10 protein-coding genes, 1 tRNA gene and 2 pseudogenes are annotated in these 15648 nt (G+C 68.3%); 7 read left to right on the forward strand and 6 right to left on the reverse strand.

Annotation, left to right across the window (positions count from 1 at the left end; translation table 11 throughout):
• From rfbC to rfbA, 4 genes and pseudogenes are all read left to right on the forward strand, one after another.
• Positions 1-469: dTDP-4-dehydrorhamnose 3,5-epimerase (gene rfbC, locus ASG51_RS12230; RefSeq protein WP_056381118.1), on the forward strand; the 469-nt coding region annotated here is incomplete at its 5' end.
• 99 nt (positions 470-568) lie between these two features.
• Positions 569-1533: pseudogene (locus tag ASG51_RS12235) on the forward strand (dTDP-glucose 4,6-dehydratase).
• Between the two features lie 13 nt (positions 1534-1546).
• Positions 1547-2458 (forward strand): dTDP-4-dehydrorhamnose reductase, encoded by a 912-nt coding sequence (gene rfbD / locus ASG51_RS12240; protein ID WP_056381564.1) that lies wholly within the window; start codon positions 1547-1549, stop codon positions 2456-2458.
• A complete protein-coding gene (rfbA, locus tag ASG51_RS12245) occupies positions 2455-3315 on the forward strand; it encodes a glucose-1-phosphate thymidylyltransferase RfbA (protein WP_056381120.1) in 861 nt (286 codons plus the stop codon). The genes rfbD and rfbA overlap by 4 nt, the downstream gene beginning before the upstream one ends.
• Positions 3316-3803: 488 nt before the next feature.
• Here rfbA and ASG51_RS25065 read toward each other — a convergent pair.
• Positions 3804-4096, reverse strand: a pseudogene (locus ASG51_RS25065) (transposase); the annotation flags it as partial.
• Positions 4097-4398: 302 nt separating this feature from the next.
• Here ASG51_RS25065 and ASG51_RS23465 point away from each other — a divergent pair.
• Entirely contained in the window at positions 4399-5691 is a 1293-nt protein-coding gene (locus ASG51_RS23465; protein WP_082501460.1) for a polysaccharide biosynthesis/export family protein, read from the forward strand.
• A gap of 696 nt (positions 5692-6387) precedes the next feature.
• On the opposite strand, the gene ASG51_RS12255 is transcribed toward ASG51_RS23465, so the two are convergent.
• The 3 genes from ASG51_RS12255 to htpG all read right to left on the reverse strand — a co-directional run bounded on the left by ASG51_RS12255 (position 6388) and on the right by htpG (position 10410).
• A tRNA-Thr gene (locus ASG51_RS12255) sits at positions 6388-6463 on the reverse strand.
• Between the two features lie 76 nt (positions 6464-6539).
• Positions 6540-8192: a DEAD/DEAH box helicase gene (locus ASG51_RS12260; RefSeq protein WP_056381121.1), complete on the reverse strand. Its 1653-nt coding sequence runs from the start codon at positions 8190-8192 to the stop codon at positions 6540-6542.
• Positions 8193-8550: 358 nt separating this feature from the next.
• Entirely contained in the window at positions 8551-10410 is a 1860-nt protein-coding gene (gene htpG, locus ASG51_RS12265) for a molecular chaperone HtpG (RefSeq protein WP_056381123.1), read from the reverse strand.
• Between the two features lie 249 nt (positions 10411-10659).
• Here htpG and ASG51_RS12270 point away from each other — a divergent pair, with 249 nt between their 5' ends.
• Complete coding sequence (locus ASG51_RS12270; RefSeq protein WP_056381125.1) at positions 10660-10962, forward strand: hypothetical protein; 303 nt, start codon at positions 10660-10662, stop codon at positions 10960-10962.
• A 67-nt stretch (positions 10963-11029) separates the two neighbouring features.
• On the opposite strand, the gene ASG51_RS12275 is transcribed toward ASG51_RS12270, so the two are convergent.
• Positions 11030-13918 carry an EAL domain-containing protein gene (locus tag ASG51_RS12275; RefSeq protein ID WP_056381127.1) on the reverse strand — a complete coding sequence of 963 codons (2889 nt, stop codon included), beginning with the start codon at positions 13916-13918 and terminating at the stop codon, positions 11030-11032.
• A gap of 213 nt (positions 13919-14131) precedes the next feature.
• On the opposite strand from ASG51_RS12275, the gene ASG51_RS12280 reads away from it, so the two are divergent.
• Positions 14132-14479: a cupredoxin domain-containing protein gene (locus ASG51_RS12280; protein WP_082513998.1), complete on the forward strand. Its 348-nt coding sequence runs from the start codon at positions 14132-14134 to the stop codon at positions 14477-14479.
• A gap of 102 nt (positions 14480-14581) precedes the next feature.
• Here ASG51_RS12280 and ASG51_RS12285 read toward each other — a convergent pair whose 3' ends face one another.
• Positions 14582-15583 (reverse strand): hypothetical protein, encoded by a 1002-nt coding sequence (locus ASG51_RS12285; protein ID WP_056277148.1) that lies wholly within the window; start codon positions 15581-15583, stop codon positions 14582-14584.
• Positions 15584-15648: the final 65 nt, after the last annotated feature.

The raw sequence follows: 15648 nt of genomic DNA on the forward strand, positions 1-15648 counted from the left end.
CGCCTGCGCGGAGGACTTCGCCGCGCGGGGCCTCATCGGCGCCTTCGCGCAGTCCAGCATCTCCTACACTGCCCCGCGCGGCACGGTGCGGGGCCTGCACTTCCAGCGCCCTCCCATGGCCCAGGCGAAGCTCATCCGGGTGCTCGCGGGTGCCATCCTGGATGTCGCCGTCGACCTGCGGCGCGCCTCGCCCACCTACGGCCGGCACGTGGCCGTACGCCTCGACGCGCAAGCCGGCGAGCAGCTCTACATCCCGGTCGGCTTCGGGCACGGCTTCTGCACCCTGGAACCCGACACGATGGTGGCCTACAAGGTCGCCGGCGGGGTCTACAGCCCCGAGCACGATGGCGGCCTGCTCTGGAACGATCCGGCGCTCGGCATCGCCTGGCCGGTGAGCGAGGCCGAGGCCCAGCTCTCGGCCAAGGACCGGATCGCCCCGCGCCTGGCCGATCTTCCGCCGCTTTTCTGAAGCTCTTGCGGCGGACGGCCCGGCCGGCGCCGGTCCCGCCGCATCACCCCATCGCCGGATCGTCCACCCGATCCAGCCTCACGAGAGACCTTTCATCCCATGCGCATCTTGGTGACGGGCGGCTGCGGCTTCATTGGATCGGCCCTGGTGCTGCACCTGGTGCAGGAGCTCGGGCACGACGTGGCGACGCTCGACGCGCTGACCTACGCGGCCAACCCGATCTCGCTCCAGCCGCTRGCGGGCAACCCGCGCCACCGGCTCGTCGAGGCCGACATCTGCGACCCGAAAGCCGTGCACGCCCTCTACGCCGACTTCCGGCCCRAGGCGGTGATGCACCTGGCCGCCGAGAGCCATGTCGACCGCTCGATCACCGATCCGGGTGCCTTCATCCGCACCAACGTGGTCGGCACCCAGGTCATGGCTTCTTCACGGAAGCGAGCCGCTACGACCCGCGCTCGCCCTACTCGGCCTCGAAGGCCGCTTCCGACCACCTGGCCCGCGCCTGGCACGAGACCTATGGCCTGCCCGTGCTGGTGACGAACTGCTCGAACAACTACGGCCCGCGCCACTTCCCCGAGAAGCTCATCCCGCTGATGATCCTCAACGCGCTGGAGGGCAGGCCGCTGCCCGTCTACGGCGACGGCCTGAACGAGCGCGACTGGATCCACGTAGAGGATCATGCCCGCGGCCTCGTGGCGGTGCTGGAGCGGGGGCGGGTCGGCGAGACCTACCTGCTGGGCGGGCGCGCGGTGCGCAACAACCTGGCCGTGGTCAGGGCGCTCTGCGCCGCCTTCGACCGCCTGCGCCCGGAGCAGGCCCCCCACGACCGGCTGATCACCTCCGTGGCCGACCGGCCCGGCCACGACCGGCGCTACGCCATCGACCCGTCCAAGGCCGAGGCCGAGCTCGGCTGGCATCCGACCCAGGACTTCGAGCGGGCCCTGGAGGAGACCGTGCGCTGGTACCTCGCCAACGAGGCCTGGTGGCGCCCGATCCGCGAGGGCCGCTACACCGGCGAGCGCCTCGGCCTCGGCCAGGGCGCCGCCCCCGCCCCGAGCGCCTGAGCCGATGCCCGAGATGCGCGACATCCTCATCCTCGGTGGTGCCGGCCAGGTCGGCACCGAGCTGCAGAACCCGGCGCTCTGGGAGGCGGGCACCCGCCTGCACGCCCCGACCCGCACGGCGCTCGACGTCACGGACGCCGCCGCGATCGACGCCGCCCTGAGCGCGCGCCCCTACGCGGCGGTGGTCAACGCGGCCGCCTACACCGCCGTGGACCGGGCCGAGAGCGAGATCGCCGCGGCCTGGGCCCTGAACGCGGTGGCGCCGGCGCTCCTGGCCGCCGCCACCGCCCGGGCCGGCATCCCCCTCGTCCACGTCTCCACCGACTACGTCTTCGACGGTCGCACAGAGGCCCCCTGCACCCCCGACACGCCGGTCGACCCGCGGAGCGTCTACGGCGCCAGCAAGGCGGCCGGCGAGATCGCGGTGCGCAGCGCCAACCCCCGCCACGCCATCCTCCGCACCGCCTGGGTGGTGAGCCCGCACCGGGGCAACTTCGTCAAGACGATGCTGCGCCTGTCGAACGAGCGCGAACGCCTCAGCGTGGTCGACGACCAGCACGGCAACCCGACCAGCGCGGGCGACCTCGCCGCGGGCCTGGCGGCGATCGCCCAGGCGCTGGCGCGCGATCCCACCGCCCCCACCGGCACGCACCACTTCGTCAATGCGGGCGCCACCACCTGGTGCGGCTTTGCCCGCGCCATCGTGGCAGGCGCGGCCCGGCGCGGCGGCCGTTCCGTGCCGGTGGACGCCATTCCCACCAGCGCCTTCCCGACCCCGGCGCGGCGCCCGGCCCATTCGGTGCTGTCGACCGCGAGCCTGACGGCCGCCTACGGCCTGAGGCCGCGCCCCTGGGCCGAGGCCCTCGACGACATCCTCGACCGGCTGGTCGGCCCTGAACGGACAACGACGGAGACACAGGCATGAAGGGGATCGTTCTGGCCGGCGGCACGGGCACGCGCCTGCACCCGGCCACGCTGTCGATCAACAAGCAGCTGCTGCCGGTCTACGACAAGCCGATGATCTACTACCCGGTCTCGGTGCTGATGCTGGCGGGCATCCGCGAGATCCTGATCATCTCCAGCCCCGAGCACCTGGACAACTACCAGCGCCTGTTCGGCACCGGCGAGCAGTTCGGGCTGTCCTTCAGCTACGCGATCCAGCCCCGGCCGGAAGGCCTGGCCCAGGCCTTCCTGATCGGGCGCGAGTTCGTGGGCGCGGACAGCGTGGCCCTGGTGCTGGGCGACAACCTGTTCTTCGGCTCGGGCATGAGCGAGATGCTGCGCAAGGCCCGGGCGCGCGCGAGCGGCGCCACGGTGTTYGCCTACCACGTCGACGATCCCTCGGCCTACGGCGTGGTCACCCTCGGCCCGGACGGGCGGCCCCTGCGCCTCGTCGAGAAGCCAGTCACGCCCGAGAGCCCCTGGGCGGTGACGGGGCTGTACTTCTACGACAACCAGGTCCTCGACATYGCCGCGGCGGTGACGCCCTCGGCCCGGGGCGAGCTCGAGATCACCAGCGTCAACGAGGCCTATCTCGAGCGCGGGCAGCTGCACGTGGAGCGCATGAGCCGGGGCTATGCCTGGCTCGACACGGGCACCCACGACAGCCTGCTGGAGGCGGCCGAGTTCGTGGTGGCCTGCCTGGAAGAGATCGCCTACCTGCAGGGCTTCATCGGCAAGGAGCAACTCATCGCCCGCGGCAAGCTCTTCGCCAAGACCGCCTACGGCCAGAACCTCCTCAAACTCGCACAGGAAGACCAGACCGGCCGCCTCGTACGATAGCCAAGGACAGGGACGGGCTGAATGACGGCCGGCAGGGGACCTCCTGGCAAAGGACCTCGCACGGCCCGAGGCGGTCGGCTATAATTGCGGATATGGAGACTCAATACATGATGTTCCCGAAGATGCTAAGAACGTCCAAGGTCGGGTTGGGTCGCTCGAGCGGGCAAACCGGACGGCTCTTTCGGTCTGCGTTCTGGTGCCGCGCAGTGATGAGGATCGTGCTCTTCCTGTCGATGCCATCGATAGTCCAAGGGGTTGCCAATGCTGAAGGGCGGCGCCCTTTGGGCGGCAGCTCTCCCTGTATCGCCGGAGATCCCGTGCGGGCAGGCTGTCAATCGAGCCCGATCTACAATGCCCCGCCAGGGGCACCAAATCTCATTCAACAGGCACCTGATACCTCGGCGCGCCGCACGTTCGGAACCTCTCAGCGTCCGAGGATCGAGACTCGCGAAGGTGTACCTCAACGATAGGAGGCTTGGAGCGCACAATCGTCGTGTGGGACTGACTTCCGAGGCGACGTCCGCCAGCACCTGCCTCTGCAATGATGAATCGGGCACCAGACGACGAAGCCGGGCGTCCTCGTGCTCCGGACCTTTCATCTTTCTGTCCTGATCGACCTTCGGACCGCCAGACTTCCTGCGCCAGCGGTCGAAGCTTCGCTCGGAGATGTCCGCCTCGTTGAACACGCGACGGCGACGCTCTTGCCTTGCGCCGTCTGAACCTCGATCTGGCGCAGCATCAGCAAGGCCTGCTCCGAGCGCGGCCTATGTCCTCGCTTCATTCCCGATTCCTCTGGTCCTGGCCGATCCTCTCCATCAGCCCGGTCCAAAGCCAGCCGAGCTGCGATGTGTTCCAAGTGTTTTCTTCATCAGTCTTGCGTTGGCGTGTGCGACGTCTATGTTTTTCTCAAAAATGCGATCGTTTGATGGAGCATCTTCGAAGGCTGCGGTCCCAACGCCATGATTGCGACGCAAAATTCGCTATCTTCGACTGCGCCGATGGGTAGCATAGGATTTGCCCTCGACAACTGTATGGTGCGGTGCGGTGCGAGATCAGGTATCAGCAAGCTTCGCAGGAGGGCGGATGTCGATGCGGTGGGCGTTGAAGGCAGCCAATTTCCGAGCCGCTTTGGCCGGACCAATTATTGCCATTGGAACCTTGGGCGGGACATCTACAGCGTTCGCCGACTATCGAATCGCCGCTGGAGATGTCCTCGAACTTAATGTCTATGGCATCAGCCTTCAGCGACGCGAGACCGTGGATCCCGACGGCAACATCTCGATGCCTCTCATCGGTCAGACTCACGCCGAGGGACTGACCCTCGTTGAGCTCCTTGACCGACTTCGTTCTCTGATTTCCGCTAAATCCTACAATCAGCGTCTGCCCGATGGGCGCGAGGCCGTGACCGTAATCGCGCCGGACGAAGTGTCGATCTCAATAGTCGAATACAGGCCGGTCTATCTGAAAGGTGATGTGGCTCAACCGAGCGAGCAGGCGTTTCGCCCAGGAATGACAGTTCGCCAAGCTGTGGCCCGTTCCGGCGGGTACGACATCGTGCGATCCAGAATTGAAAGCTCACCGCTGTCGTCCCTCGACTCGCTCGACGAGTATCGAAAACTTTGGCTGGACCGCGTGCGTCTGGGTGGTCGCATCGACTTTTATCGCGATGCTCTTGGGCGACCGAGAGAAGCGGAGCCGATACCAGTCGGCCGCAATCCGCTCGTTGAAGCTGTTGAGAAAGGAATTCGCAAGAGCGAGATCGACCGGCTCGCTGCCAAGCAGGCAGGTTATCGAGAGGTCTACAAAGGATTTGAGAAGAATATTGCGAATGCCATCGAGCGCATGCGTGTGTTGGAAAATCAGATCAAATCGGAGGAAGACGGGAGCAAGAGCGATGCGGAGGATGCTGAGCGTATCGCAGAGCTCTATCGGCGCGGTTCCGTTCCCTTGACGCGCGTTTCCGATGCTCGGCGCCTAGCCTTGCTCTCTGCATCCCGCATGCTGCAGGTCTCGGCAAACATCGAAGTCGCGAAGAAGGAACGTGTAACAGCCGAGACCGATCTTCAGCGTACCAAGAACGACCATCTGGCCGAGATGATGACCGATCTCTCGGACACAAGTTCGGACCTGAGAAAGACGAATTCGCGGATTGATGCCGTCTGGGATAAGATCAGCTACATCACGGCGCTACGCTCCCAGCTTGCTGGCGGCGGCGGCTCGCCGCAGAGCATCACGATTTTCCGCAAGGTCGGAGCTTCCACGTTCCCACAGCGTGCCAACGAAGATACACCTCTCGAGCCCGGCGATGTGATCGAGGTCCGGCTTCAAGTTGATTCGGCAAAACTGTTCAGCGGCCCGTCTACCGCCTCGAATTGAACGCGAGGCGGGCCTCTTGATCGTGCAGAGTGACCAGCCAAGGGCTGGTCGCGACCAAGCGGAAATCGGCGTGTTGCTCGCGGTCGATGTTAATGGTCCGCGTCGGCAGCGTACGGCCGATCGAACGCCTGGCGACGAAGCGGTTCTCCCTTTCACGTGAAGCCCGTCCGTACGATTCACCACAAATGTACACCCAGCCTTATGAATTGCATGCTCTAACCCAATCTCCTCGGTGGATGACTTGATTGGGACGCAAGCCATGGCGCAAATCTGGCTAACCTATGATGAAATGGCCTCCGTCTTCGGTGTCACCAGCGAAGATGCTCGAAGCGGCGCAATCGCGAACGGCTGGGTGCGTATGAAGGATAGGTCCGGTACGAAATACGTCCGGTTGTCGCCGAGTCTTGCTGACGAATATCTTTCTCGCATCGCGAAGCATCGCCAGTTTGTCTCACAGGGAGCCATTCAGATCGACGCTCAAGCGAATGCGAGGTGTGCGGTCCCGGGATGAGATCATGCCTCATCGCAGGATAACGCGGCGATGAGGCGATCTTTCTGTAGCCCAGTCAAAAATTCAGTCCGCGGCTGATCGCACACGGACCTGCCATGTACCCCCAAGGTGACCACGGCCTTGGAAAATCCGTGCGGACCGATCCGAAAATTTCATGATCGAGGCCCGCGCGGAGCGAGAACGTATGGTGCCGGTTGCGGGACTTGAACTCGCGACCTACCGCTTACAAGGCGGTTGCTCTACCAGCTGAGCTAAACCGGCGTGCGTTCTTGCGCTACCAGTGCCGTTGGCCCGGCGCAAGCCCGAGTGGGGGGGGACGGTGCCGGATCGGCGGATGTCAGGCGGCGCGATCGTCGAGGCGGCGGGTATCGGCGAAGATGCGGCCGTCCGGGAAACGGTAGCGGATGGTCTCCGTCAGGCGCCCCTGCGCGCGGATGTCGATGGCCTCCGGGCGGGTGAGACGGTCCTGCGCCGCCATGGCTTCGACGGCCGTCATCGGGACGTCGCGGCCGCCGCCGAGCTGGCGCCACCACTGGACCGCCTTCTCGCGCGGGTAACCGACCTGCGCGAGGCCGACCACGATCCGGTGGTGCCGGCCATCGCAGAGGTGAAACGTGATCGCGAGGTCTTCCGCCGAACCGGAACGGGCGCGGGTGGCGAAGGTCCAGCCGGCGACGCCCTGCCAAGCCGATCCTGCGCGGACGGGCATCGGCCGGGAGAGGATCAGATGGGCGTCGTCGGCGGAGGCCTCGTGGCCCGGGTCGTCCCGCTCCGCCTCGGGCTCGACCCAGCAGGCCTCACAGGTGCTGGCGTTGAGCGCGATCAGCGCGCCGCAGCCGGGGCAGGGCTTCGCCCGGATCTCGCCCTCGCGTCCCCGGATCGCGGCGGCGCTGCGCGCGGTGACGATGTCGACCGGACCGTGCATGCGGACGAGGCCGGCATAGTCGAGGATCAGGGCGTCCGCCTTGTCCGGGGCCCGGCGCAGGGCACGACCGACCTGCTGCACGTAGAGCCCGGTGCTCTGGGTCGGGCGCAGCAGGGCGACGAGGTCGACCTGGGGCACGTTGAAGCCGGTGGCGAGGACGCCGACCGAGGTCAGGCAGCGGATCCGGCCCTCGCGGAACGCCCGGACGATGCGGTCCCGCGCCCGCCTGGGCGTCTCGCCCGAGAGGGTCTCGCAGCTGTGGCCCTCGGCCCGGATCGCGTCGCGCACCGCCGTGGCGTGGGCGACGCCGGCGCAGAAGGCGAGCCAGGCCCGGCGGCCCTGCCCGTAGCCGACCATCTCCTCCACCGCCGCGCGGGTGATCCAGTCCTGGTTGACGGCGGCCTCGAGGGCGCTTGGGATGTAGTCGCCCCCGCGCCGCGGCACCCCCGTGACGTCGAGGGTCGTGGCGGTGGCCTTGGAGATGAGCGGCGCGAGGTAGCCCTGGTGGATCAGGTCGCCGACATTCGCCTCGTAGACGATGGCTTCGAACAACCGGCCGGGGCCCGCGTCGAGGCGCCCGCTGTCGAGGCGGTAGGGCGTGGCCGTCAGGCCGACGACGCGCAGGTCGCGGCGCTCGGCGCGCAGGGCGGCCAGGAAGCGGCCGTAGCGGGTCTCGGCGTCGCGGGGGATGAGATGGGCTTCGTCCACGACCACGAGGTCGAACGCGTCGAGGTCGCGGGTCCGGTTCCAGATCGACTGGATGCCGCAGAACAGCACCTGTGCGCCGGCCTCGCGGCGACCGAGGCCGGCGGAATAGATACCCGCCGGTGCCTCCGGCCAGAGCGCCAGGAGTTCGCGGTGGTTCTGTGCGATGAGTTCGCGGCTGTGGGTGACGACGACGATGCGATGGCGGGGATCGCGATCGAGCATCTCTCGCACCAGGGCGGCGATCACCAGCGACTTGCCGGCACCGGTCGGCAGGACGATGAGGCCCGGGCCCTCCTGTCGTGCCCAGGAAGCATAGAGGGCGTCGAGGCTGGCGCGCTGATAGGGGCGGAGATCCATCGGCGGCGTTTCTAGCGCCTGCCGCCTCCGGCGTCCGTGGCCAATCTGCCGCGCGTCCGCGCCGTCGCCGTCCGACGACCCACGGCCCCGGCACGCCAGGGGCCGTCCATCGGGCCGGTGGGCCGTTCCGGTCCAGACCGCAGAAGTCTCCGACGGTCGGATCGGCACGTGTCGGGGCTGTCGCTCGTCCCTGCACGAGTGCGGCGGCCTTCGTGTCTCCGGAGCGGCCCTTAGCGTCGGACACGGCCTGCGCCAAGCCCTTTCGGAACCCGTGCTCCCGAAGTCCGATCGCCCGTCAGGCCAGGCGGGTCCGGCGAAGACGGCCCGCCGGACCCGCCTCGTCGAGCGGAGGCCGGACTCAGGCCGCCGCCAGGGCTGCCGCCAGGGCTGCCGCCAGGGCTGCCGCCATCTTCTGCGCGAAGGCGACGGGATCCCGCGGCGTGTCGCCGTCCTGCACCCGGGCGAGGTCGAGGAGGGTCCCGGCCGCGTCGGTGATCGCCTCTTGCGCCTCGACCTTGGCGCTGAGTGCGCGGATCAGGGGATGGCGCGGATTGATCTCCAGGACCGGCATACCGCCGCCGCCCCGGCCGGCCCGGCGCAGGAGCCGCTGCATCTGCAGGTCCGGGCCATGGCCGGAGGCGGAGAGCACCACGGCGCTCTCGACCAGGCGGTCGGTGGCGCGCACGTCGGAGACGTCGGGGCCGAGCGCGTCCTTGAGCGCCGCGACCAGGGCCTCGACGGAGGCCGGAGCTTCTTCGCCCTCGGGCGTTTCGCCCGCGAACTTCGAGAGGTCGACGGCCCCTTGCGTAACCGAGCGCAGGGGCTTGTCGTCGAAGCGGGCCAGGGCCTCGGGCCAGAAGGCGTCGACGTGGTCGGAGAGCAGCAGCACCTCGATGCCGCGGGCGCGGAAACCCTCGAGCTGGGGCGAGCGCTTCAGGGCGTCGGCATCATCGGCGACGAGATAGTAGATCGCCTCCTGACCGTCCTTCATCCGCGAAACGTACTCGGGCAGGGAGGTCCAACCCTCGACGGCGGAGGAGTGGAAGCGCAAGAGCGGCGCGATCTCGGGCCGCCGCTCGTGATCCTCGTAGATGCCCTCCTTGAGGACGGGTCCGAAATTCTCCCAGAACGGGCGGTAGCCCTCGGCGTCCTTGGCCCGGGTGGTGAGCTCGGAGAGGACGCGGCCGGTGACAGCGCGGCGGATCTTGGTGAGCACCGGGGTCGCCTGCAGCATCTCGCGGGAGACGTTGAGGGGCAGGTCCTCGGTGTCGACCACGCCCTGCACGAAGCGCAGCCAGGAGGGGAGGAGCTCCGCCTCGTCGGTGATGAACATGCGACGGACGTGCAGGCGCACCTTGCTGGCGCGCTCGCCCTCCACCGCCTGGAACGGCTTCATGCCGGGCACGAACAGCAGCGCGGAGAATTCCAGCGCCCCTTCTGCGCGCCAGTGCAGGGTCGCCCAGGGCTCGTCGAAGTTCATGCCGACATGGCGGTAGAACTCGGTGTACTGCTCCGGCGTCACCTCGGACTTCGCCTTACGCCACAGGGCCGTGCCCTGGTTGGCGTTCTCCTCCTTGCCGTCCTCGCCGCGGATCGCGATCGGCACGGTGATGTGGTCGGCCCATTTGCGCACGACGTGGTCGAGCCGGTAGCTCTCCAGGTACTCGTCGGCATCCTCCTTGAGGTGCAGGACGATGTCGGTGCCGGGCTCCGCCCGGGTGGCGGGCTCCAGGGTGTAGCTGCCCTGGCCCTCGGACGCCCAGGTCCAGGCCTCCTCGGAGCCGGCCCGGCGCGAGGTGACGGTGACCCGGTCGGCGACCATGAAGGCCGAGTAGAAGCCGACGCCGAACTGGCCGATGAGGCTCGGCTTGTCCTCGGGCCTGGCGTCGCTGAGGGTCTGGCTGAAGGCGCGGGTGCCCGAGCGGGCGATGGTGCCGAGGTTCTGGGCCAGCTCCGACTTCGTCATGCCGATGCCGGCATCGGTGATGGTCAGGGTGCGGGCCGCCTTGTCCGGCGCGATGCGGACCTTGGCGTCGGCGGGCAGCGCGGAGGCCTGATCGGTCAGCGCCTCGAAGCGGCGCCGGTCCATGGCGTCGGCGGCGTTGGCCACCAACTCGCGCAGGAAGATCTCCCGGTCGGAATAGAGGGCATGGACCACGAGGTCCAACAGACGCCCGACCTCGGCACCGAATTCGTGCCGTTCCACGGTGTCGCTCAAGGGACCGCCTCCTGATGTCGAAGAAAGGATGAAGCGAGCGCGATATGCCGTCGCGCCCCGGCGAATTCAATGGCGGCCAAGGTCCGGAAGGGTCTGGGCGGGGAGGGGATAGGTCGGACGCGGACCGGCATGCGCGGCGCGCAAACCCGATTTCCCGCTGCCGGCGCGCAACCTTCGCGGGTCTCGGGCGTAGCCGTGCCTTCACGACACATGACGTCCCTTCCCCTCACGACAGCGAGACGGCCCGAGATGGAACCGATGAAGCCGATGAAGCCCATGGAACCCATGAAGCCCATGGAGCCGATGAAGGGATCCGACCCGTGGTGGCCGCAGGAACTGGGGCAGCCCTCCACCAGCGGCGGCCAGAACGACATGCGCTACGCGTTCTTTCCCGACAAGCACCGCCTGCTGATCGAGCGGGACGGCAAGCGGACGACCTATGACAGCGGCGATCACCGGATCAGCGGCGTCTCGCAGTCGAACGGACGCTCGCCGACCTTCACGAGCCAGAACGGCGACGTCGCCGTGGACGACCTCAAGGTCGTCGACTGATCCCGGACCGTCGCCGGGGCTCGGTCGCCGGGCGCGGGTCCTGGCGGCCGCGCCAAGCGGGGCGCCGTCAGGCCACCGCCCGGGCAGCGTCGCTGTTCCCGCGCGACCAGCGTTCGATCGCCCTGGGGACTTCGGAGGCCGGACTCGGCTTGGCGAAGAAGTAGCCCTGGCCCTCGTCGCAGCCCTCGCTGCGCAGGCGATCGAACTGCGCCTCCGTCTCGATCCCCTCGGCGGTGGTGCGCATCCCAAGGCTGAGACCGAGGCCGATCACGGCCCGGACGATGAGGCCGGAATCGGTCTTGTTGGTGATGTCGCGGACGAAGGACTGGTCGATCTTGATCTTGTCGAAGGGGAAACTTCGCAGGTAGCTCAAGGACGAGTAGCCGGTGCCGAAATCGTCCATGGCGATCCGGACTCCGAGGCGGCGCAGGGCGTAGAGCGTCGCCAGGGTGGCGAGGTTGTCCTTGAGGAGCACCGATTCGGTGATCTCGAGCTCGAGCCGCCCCGGCGGCAGCCGGCTCTGCGCTAGGGCTTGGCGGACGGCCTCGACGATGACCTCGTCGCGGAACTGCACCGCCGAGACGTTGACGGCGACCTTGATGCCGTCGGGCCAGCGCATCGCCTCTGTGCAGGCGGTGGTGAGGCACCAGGCGCCCAGCGGCACGATGAGACCGATCTCCTCGGCGACCGCGATGAAGTCGCCCGGCGGAACGAGGCCGCGCACGGGGTGGCGCCAGCGCACCAGGGCCTCGAAGCCGCCGATGCGCCGGGCGCGGAAGTCGTAGATCGGCTGGTAGTGCAGCTCGAACTCCTTGCGCGCCAGGGCCTCGCGCAGGTCGAGTTCGAGGGCCCGGCGGGCCTGGAGGCTGACATCCATCTCCGCCTCGAAGAAGCGCCAGGTCCCGCGCCCATCCGCCTTGGCGCGGTAGAGCGCGACGTCGGCATTCTTGAGGAGCTTGTCGCAGGTGGTGCCGTCGCCGGGCGCGAAGCAGATGCCGATGCTGACGCCGACGCTCGCACGGTGGCCGTCGAGGTCGTAGGGCGCGCTGACCACCTCGACGATCCGCCGGGCGAGCACGGCGGCGTCCCGGGGCTGCTCGGCCTGTGACAGGATGATCGCGAACTCGTCGCCCCCGAGGCGGGCCACGGTGTCGACCTCGCGCACGCAGGCACGCAGGCGGTCGGCGACCGCCCGCAGCAAGGCATCGCCCACCGGGTGGCCAAGCGTGTCGTTGACTTCCTTGAAGCGGTCGAGGTCGAGGCAGAGCACCGCGAACGGGCTGCCGCGTCCAAGGTGGGCGACCGCTTCCTCGATCCGCTCGCCGAACATCGCCCGGTTCGGCAGGCCCGTGAGCACGTCGTGCCGGGCCATGAAGGCGATGCGCGCATCCGCTTCGCGGCGCTCGGTGACGTCCTCGTAGGTCGCCACGAGGCCGCCCCCGCGCACCGCCTTGTGCGAGACCGCGACCACGCGCCCGTCGCCGAGGTGGAGGAAGTCGGAATCGACTGCGCCGCCGCTGGCGGTCTCGGCCTGGGCCAGGGCGAAGGCATCGGGCTCGGGCTGCGGGTAGTCCCCGCGCGCGGCGCTGAGCCCCGCGACGTCGCGATAGGGCAGACCGAGGGGAAGCTGCCCGGGCTCGAGGCTGAAGATCTCGCAGTAGCGCCGGTTCACGACGGTGAGGCGGCCGTCGGCGTCGAAGAGGCAGAGGCCCTGGGACATGTTGTCGAGGGCGGTGTCGAGGCGCAGGTTGGTGGCCTGGAGGATGGCTTCCTGCTCCTTCAGGAGCGTGATGTCGCTGCAGACCGCGATGAAGCCGCCCGTGCGCGTGGCGCTCCGGCTAATTCGAAGCCAACGGCCATCGCCGAGGCGCAGCTCGCTGCGCTCGTCGGTCGTGGCAAGGAGCGCCTGGGCGAGGCTACCCGGACCGGCTTCACCCGCCGTGAGGCCGGCGATCGTGCGGCCCGCGGGCCGGGTCCCGGCGGCGAAGCCGAGGTAGTCCTCCGCCTGGCTGTTGGTGAGGCTGATCCGCCCGGCCTCGTCGACGACCACGATCCCCTCCCGGGAGGTCTCCAGGGCATCGGCGAGGCGGTCCTCGGCGGAAATCCGCTGTGCGACCTCCTTCTCCATCGCACGGCGGATGTTGTCGCGCATGGTGCCCATGGCCGACAGAAGCGTACCGACCTCATCGGCCCCTCCGGCCGGCATCGTGCCGCTGAGGTCGCCGCCCGCGATGCGGGTGGCGACCTGCGAAGCATCGGCGAGCGGCCCCATGATGCGGCGCGCCAGGCAGAAGGCGACGGTCCCGGAAAGCAGCACGGCGATCAGGGTGCCCAGGAGGTTGAGCCGGGTCTCACGGGCCACGATGGCGCGGGCCTGCTGCCGATAGATGAAGCCGTCGCCGGCCGTATAGTTGATGAACAGGTCGAAGTTTTCCTCCGCCACCGCCGCGTGGCGGTCGAGCTCCGCATAGGCAGCCTCGCTCCGGCCGAAATCGGTGATCCTGGCGCGGGCCTCCGTCCACGCGGACACCGCGCGCTCGGCCGCCTGCGCCGCGCGGGTCGCACGCTCGGATTGGGCGCGCTCCACGGCGATCTCGAGGTCCTCGGCGAGGAGGCGCTGCAGGCTGGCGAAGCGCTCGTCGAGGCGGGTGCGGGCCGCCGGATCGGTGACCATCCAGCGCCGCGCCTCGGCCGTGCGCATCCCGGCGAAGTCGGTGGCGGCGGCCCGGGCATAATTGATGGACATCAGCGACCGGTCGAAGGTCTGGCTGACCAGTTCGTCGGCGCGGCGGATGCTCGACGCCGCCGACAACCCGAGCGCCCCCGTGATGGCGCTCATCACGAGGAACGCGATCACGATCCGTCCCCGGATCGTGCCGAGCATCGCGGCGACGGCCTCCGCGAGCCGCCGGCCGGGACGCGCCCGCGATGTCATCGGGTCTGCGGGCGATGTCATCCAGCCTTGTCCCGTCCCATCATCGCAGCAGGATGACCGAAAGACGTTAAGGCGATCTTGAGATCGGGTCGGCAGTTTATCCCCTTAACCGGACTTTCACTCAGGCGTTTTATGGTTGTGGAGGTCGAAAGGCTCTTGAGCATCGAGACTGCTCGTCGTGGTTCGGTCGCGGCTCGTTTCGATCCTGATCGTCGTTGAACGAACGGAAAACCGATGCGGCCCTCGACAATTGCTTGCCTGGCCTTCGGGCTTCTTGGTGCGATGAGTGGCGGGCTTGCCTGGGCCACCGTCGGTGCGCCCAGCCTGCACGTGTCCCAGAAGGGGCGCGCCTTTCAACCCAATGCCCTTACGGTTCCACGCGGTGCCAACGTGGAAATCGTCAACGACGACGGCGACCTGCTTCACCACGTCTACATCGATGCGCCGAACTTCACGTTCGATTCGGGAGACCTGAGGCCCGGGAGCCGGACCCAGGTCGTCTTCAACGTGGCTGGGACCTTCGCCGTCCTGTGCGGGATCCATCCGAAGATGAAGTTGACCGTACGGGTCGACGGCCGCTGACATCCGGGGCGATCGACCGTCTCCGAATCGAGCGCCGCCGGGGCTCCCGGCGGAGCCGCCCGCGGCGCTTCCCGTCGCGCCCGCCCGAGGCGCGAACGACCCTCAGAGCAGGGTCGACCCCTGCAGCACGGCGTGGGCGCCGTAGTAGAGGCCGAGAAAGGCCGCCAGCGCCGCCCCATAGCCCACGGGCGTGAGGGCAAGGTTACGCAGGCGATAGGGCGATGCGGCGTTGTCGGCCGCGAGGGCCACCATCGCGACGATGATCGGCGCGTGGCCGATGGCGTCGACCTTGCCGAACTCGAAGATCGCCGAGATGAAGGTGGCGGCCAGCAGGATCGCGGCGACCCGGCGGACCAGCGGGGTGCAGACCAGCGCGAAGGCCAGGGCGAATTCCACCGCGCCGGCTGCCTTCATGAAGTATTCGCCCGTGAACCCGAGCGTCATCGCCGGATGCTCGATGAAGAGCGGGAACGACCATTGCGGATAGGCCCACTTCTCGACGGAAGCCCACATCAGGGTGATGGCGGCGGTGTAGCGCACGATGTCGAGGGGACGGAGGCCGCCGGGTAGGGAGCGGCCGAGGCCGGTCAGCGCGCAGTAAGCGGCGACTCCGAGGAAGATCGGGTAGTCCGCGAGGTGGAAGGCGCCGTACTGGACCAGGGCGGTCGTGAACAGGACCACGATGCCGAGGGCCGAGAACGGCATGGTCCGCCGCCACAGGAAGCCGGCCGCGATGGCGAGCTGGAACCATGGGAGCGCGCTGCTGGTCGTCTTCAGCTCGGGCGTCAGAATGACGCCGCCGAGGGTCCAGAGCGCGACGAAGAAGCCGCCCAGAACCGCACGGAACAGGAGCTCGGTGTTCTCGCGTGCCCAGGCCGTGGTCCGGTCGAGGGATCGCGTGAGTGCTGCCCCCAGCACCGTACCTTCGAGAAGACCGCCCACCATTAGGGCGAGCACGGAGAGGCCGACCAGCTTCTCGAACTCCGAGCACAGGACCTCGCCGAGGTCACGAGGCGACCCGACCAGGTCGTAGGCGCAGAACCATTTCACGTGTGCCATCGCGGCGTCGGAGCCTGCGACCGTGAGGACAGCCGCCATCATCATGACTGCGGTGCGCGGCAGCCAACGTCTTCCGGGGTACATGGAGGGAAGCCCTATTCACGACACCG

Origin of the sequence: Methylobacterium sp. Leaf465 (genome assembly GCF_001424705.1) — a bacterium.
GTDB lineage: Bacteria > Pseudomonadota > Alphaproteobacteria > Rhizobiales > Beijerinckiaceae > Methylobacterium.

Excerpts from the sequence above, each read along its gene's own strand:
- ASG51_RS12275 (WP_056381127.1), bottom strand. The coding sequence starts at position 13,918 with ATGACATCGCCCGCAGACCCGATGACATCGCGGGCGCGTCCCGGCCGG.
- ASG51_RS12280 (WP_082513998.1), top strand. The coding sequence starts at position 14,132 with ATGCGGCCCTCGACAATTGCTTGCCTGGCCTTCGGGCTTCTTGGTGCG.
- ASG51_RS23465 (WP_082501460.1), top strand. The coding sequence starts at position 4,399 with ATGTCGATGCGGTGGGCGTTGAAGGCAGCCAATTTCCGAGCCGCTTTG.
- ASG51_RS12285 (WP_056277148.1), bottom strand. The coding sequence starts at position 15,583 with ATGATGATGGCGGCTGTCCTCACGGTCGCAGGCTCCGACGCCGCGATG.
- rfbD (WP_056381564.1), top strand. The coding sequence starts at position 1,547 with ATGCGCGACATCCTCATCCTCGGTGGTGCCGGCCAGGTCGGCACCGAG.
- ASG51_RS12270 (WP_056381125.1), top strand. The coding sequence starts at position 10,660 with ATGGAACCGATGAAGCCGATGAAGCCCATGGAACCCATGAAGCCCATG.
- ASG51_RS12260 (WP_056381121.1), bottom strand. The coding sequence starts at position 8,192 with ATGGATCTCCGCCCCTATCAGCGCGCCAGCCTCGACGCCCTCTATGCT.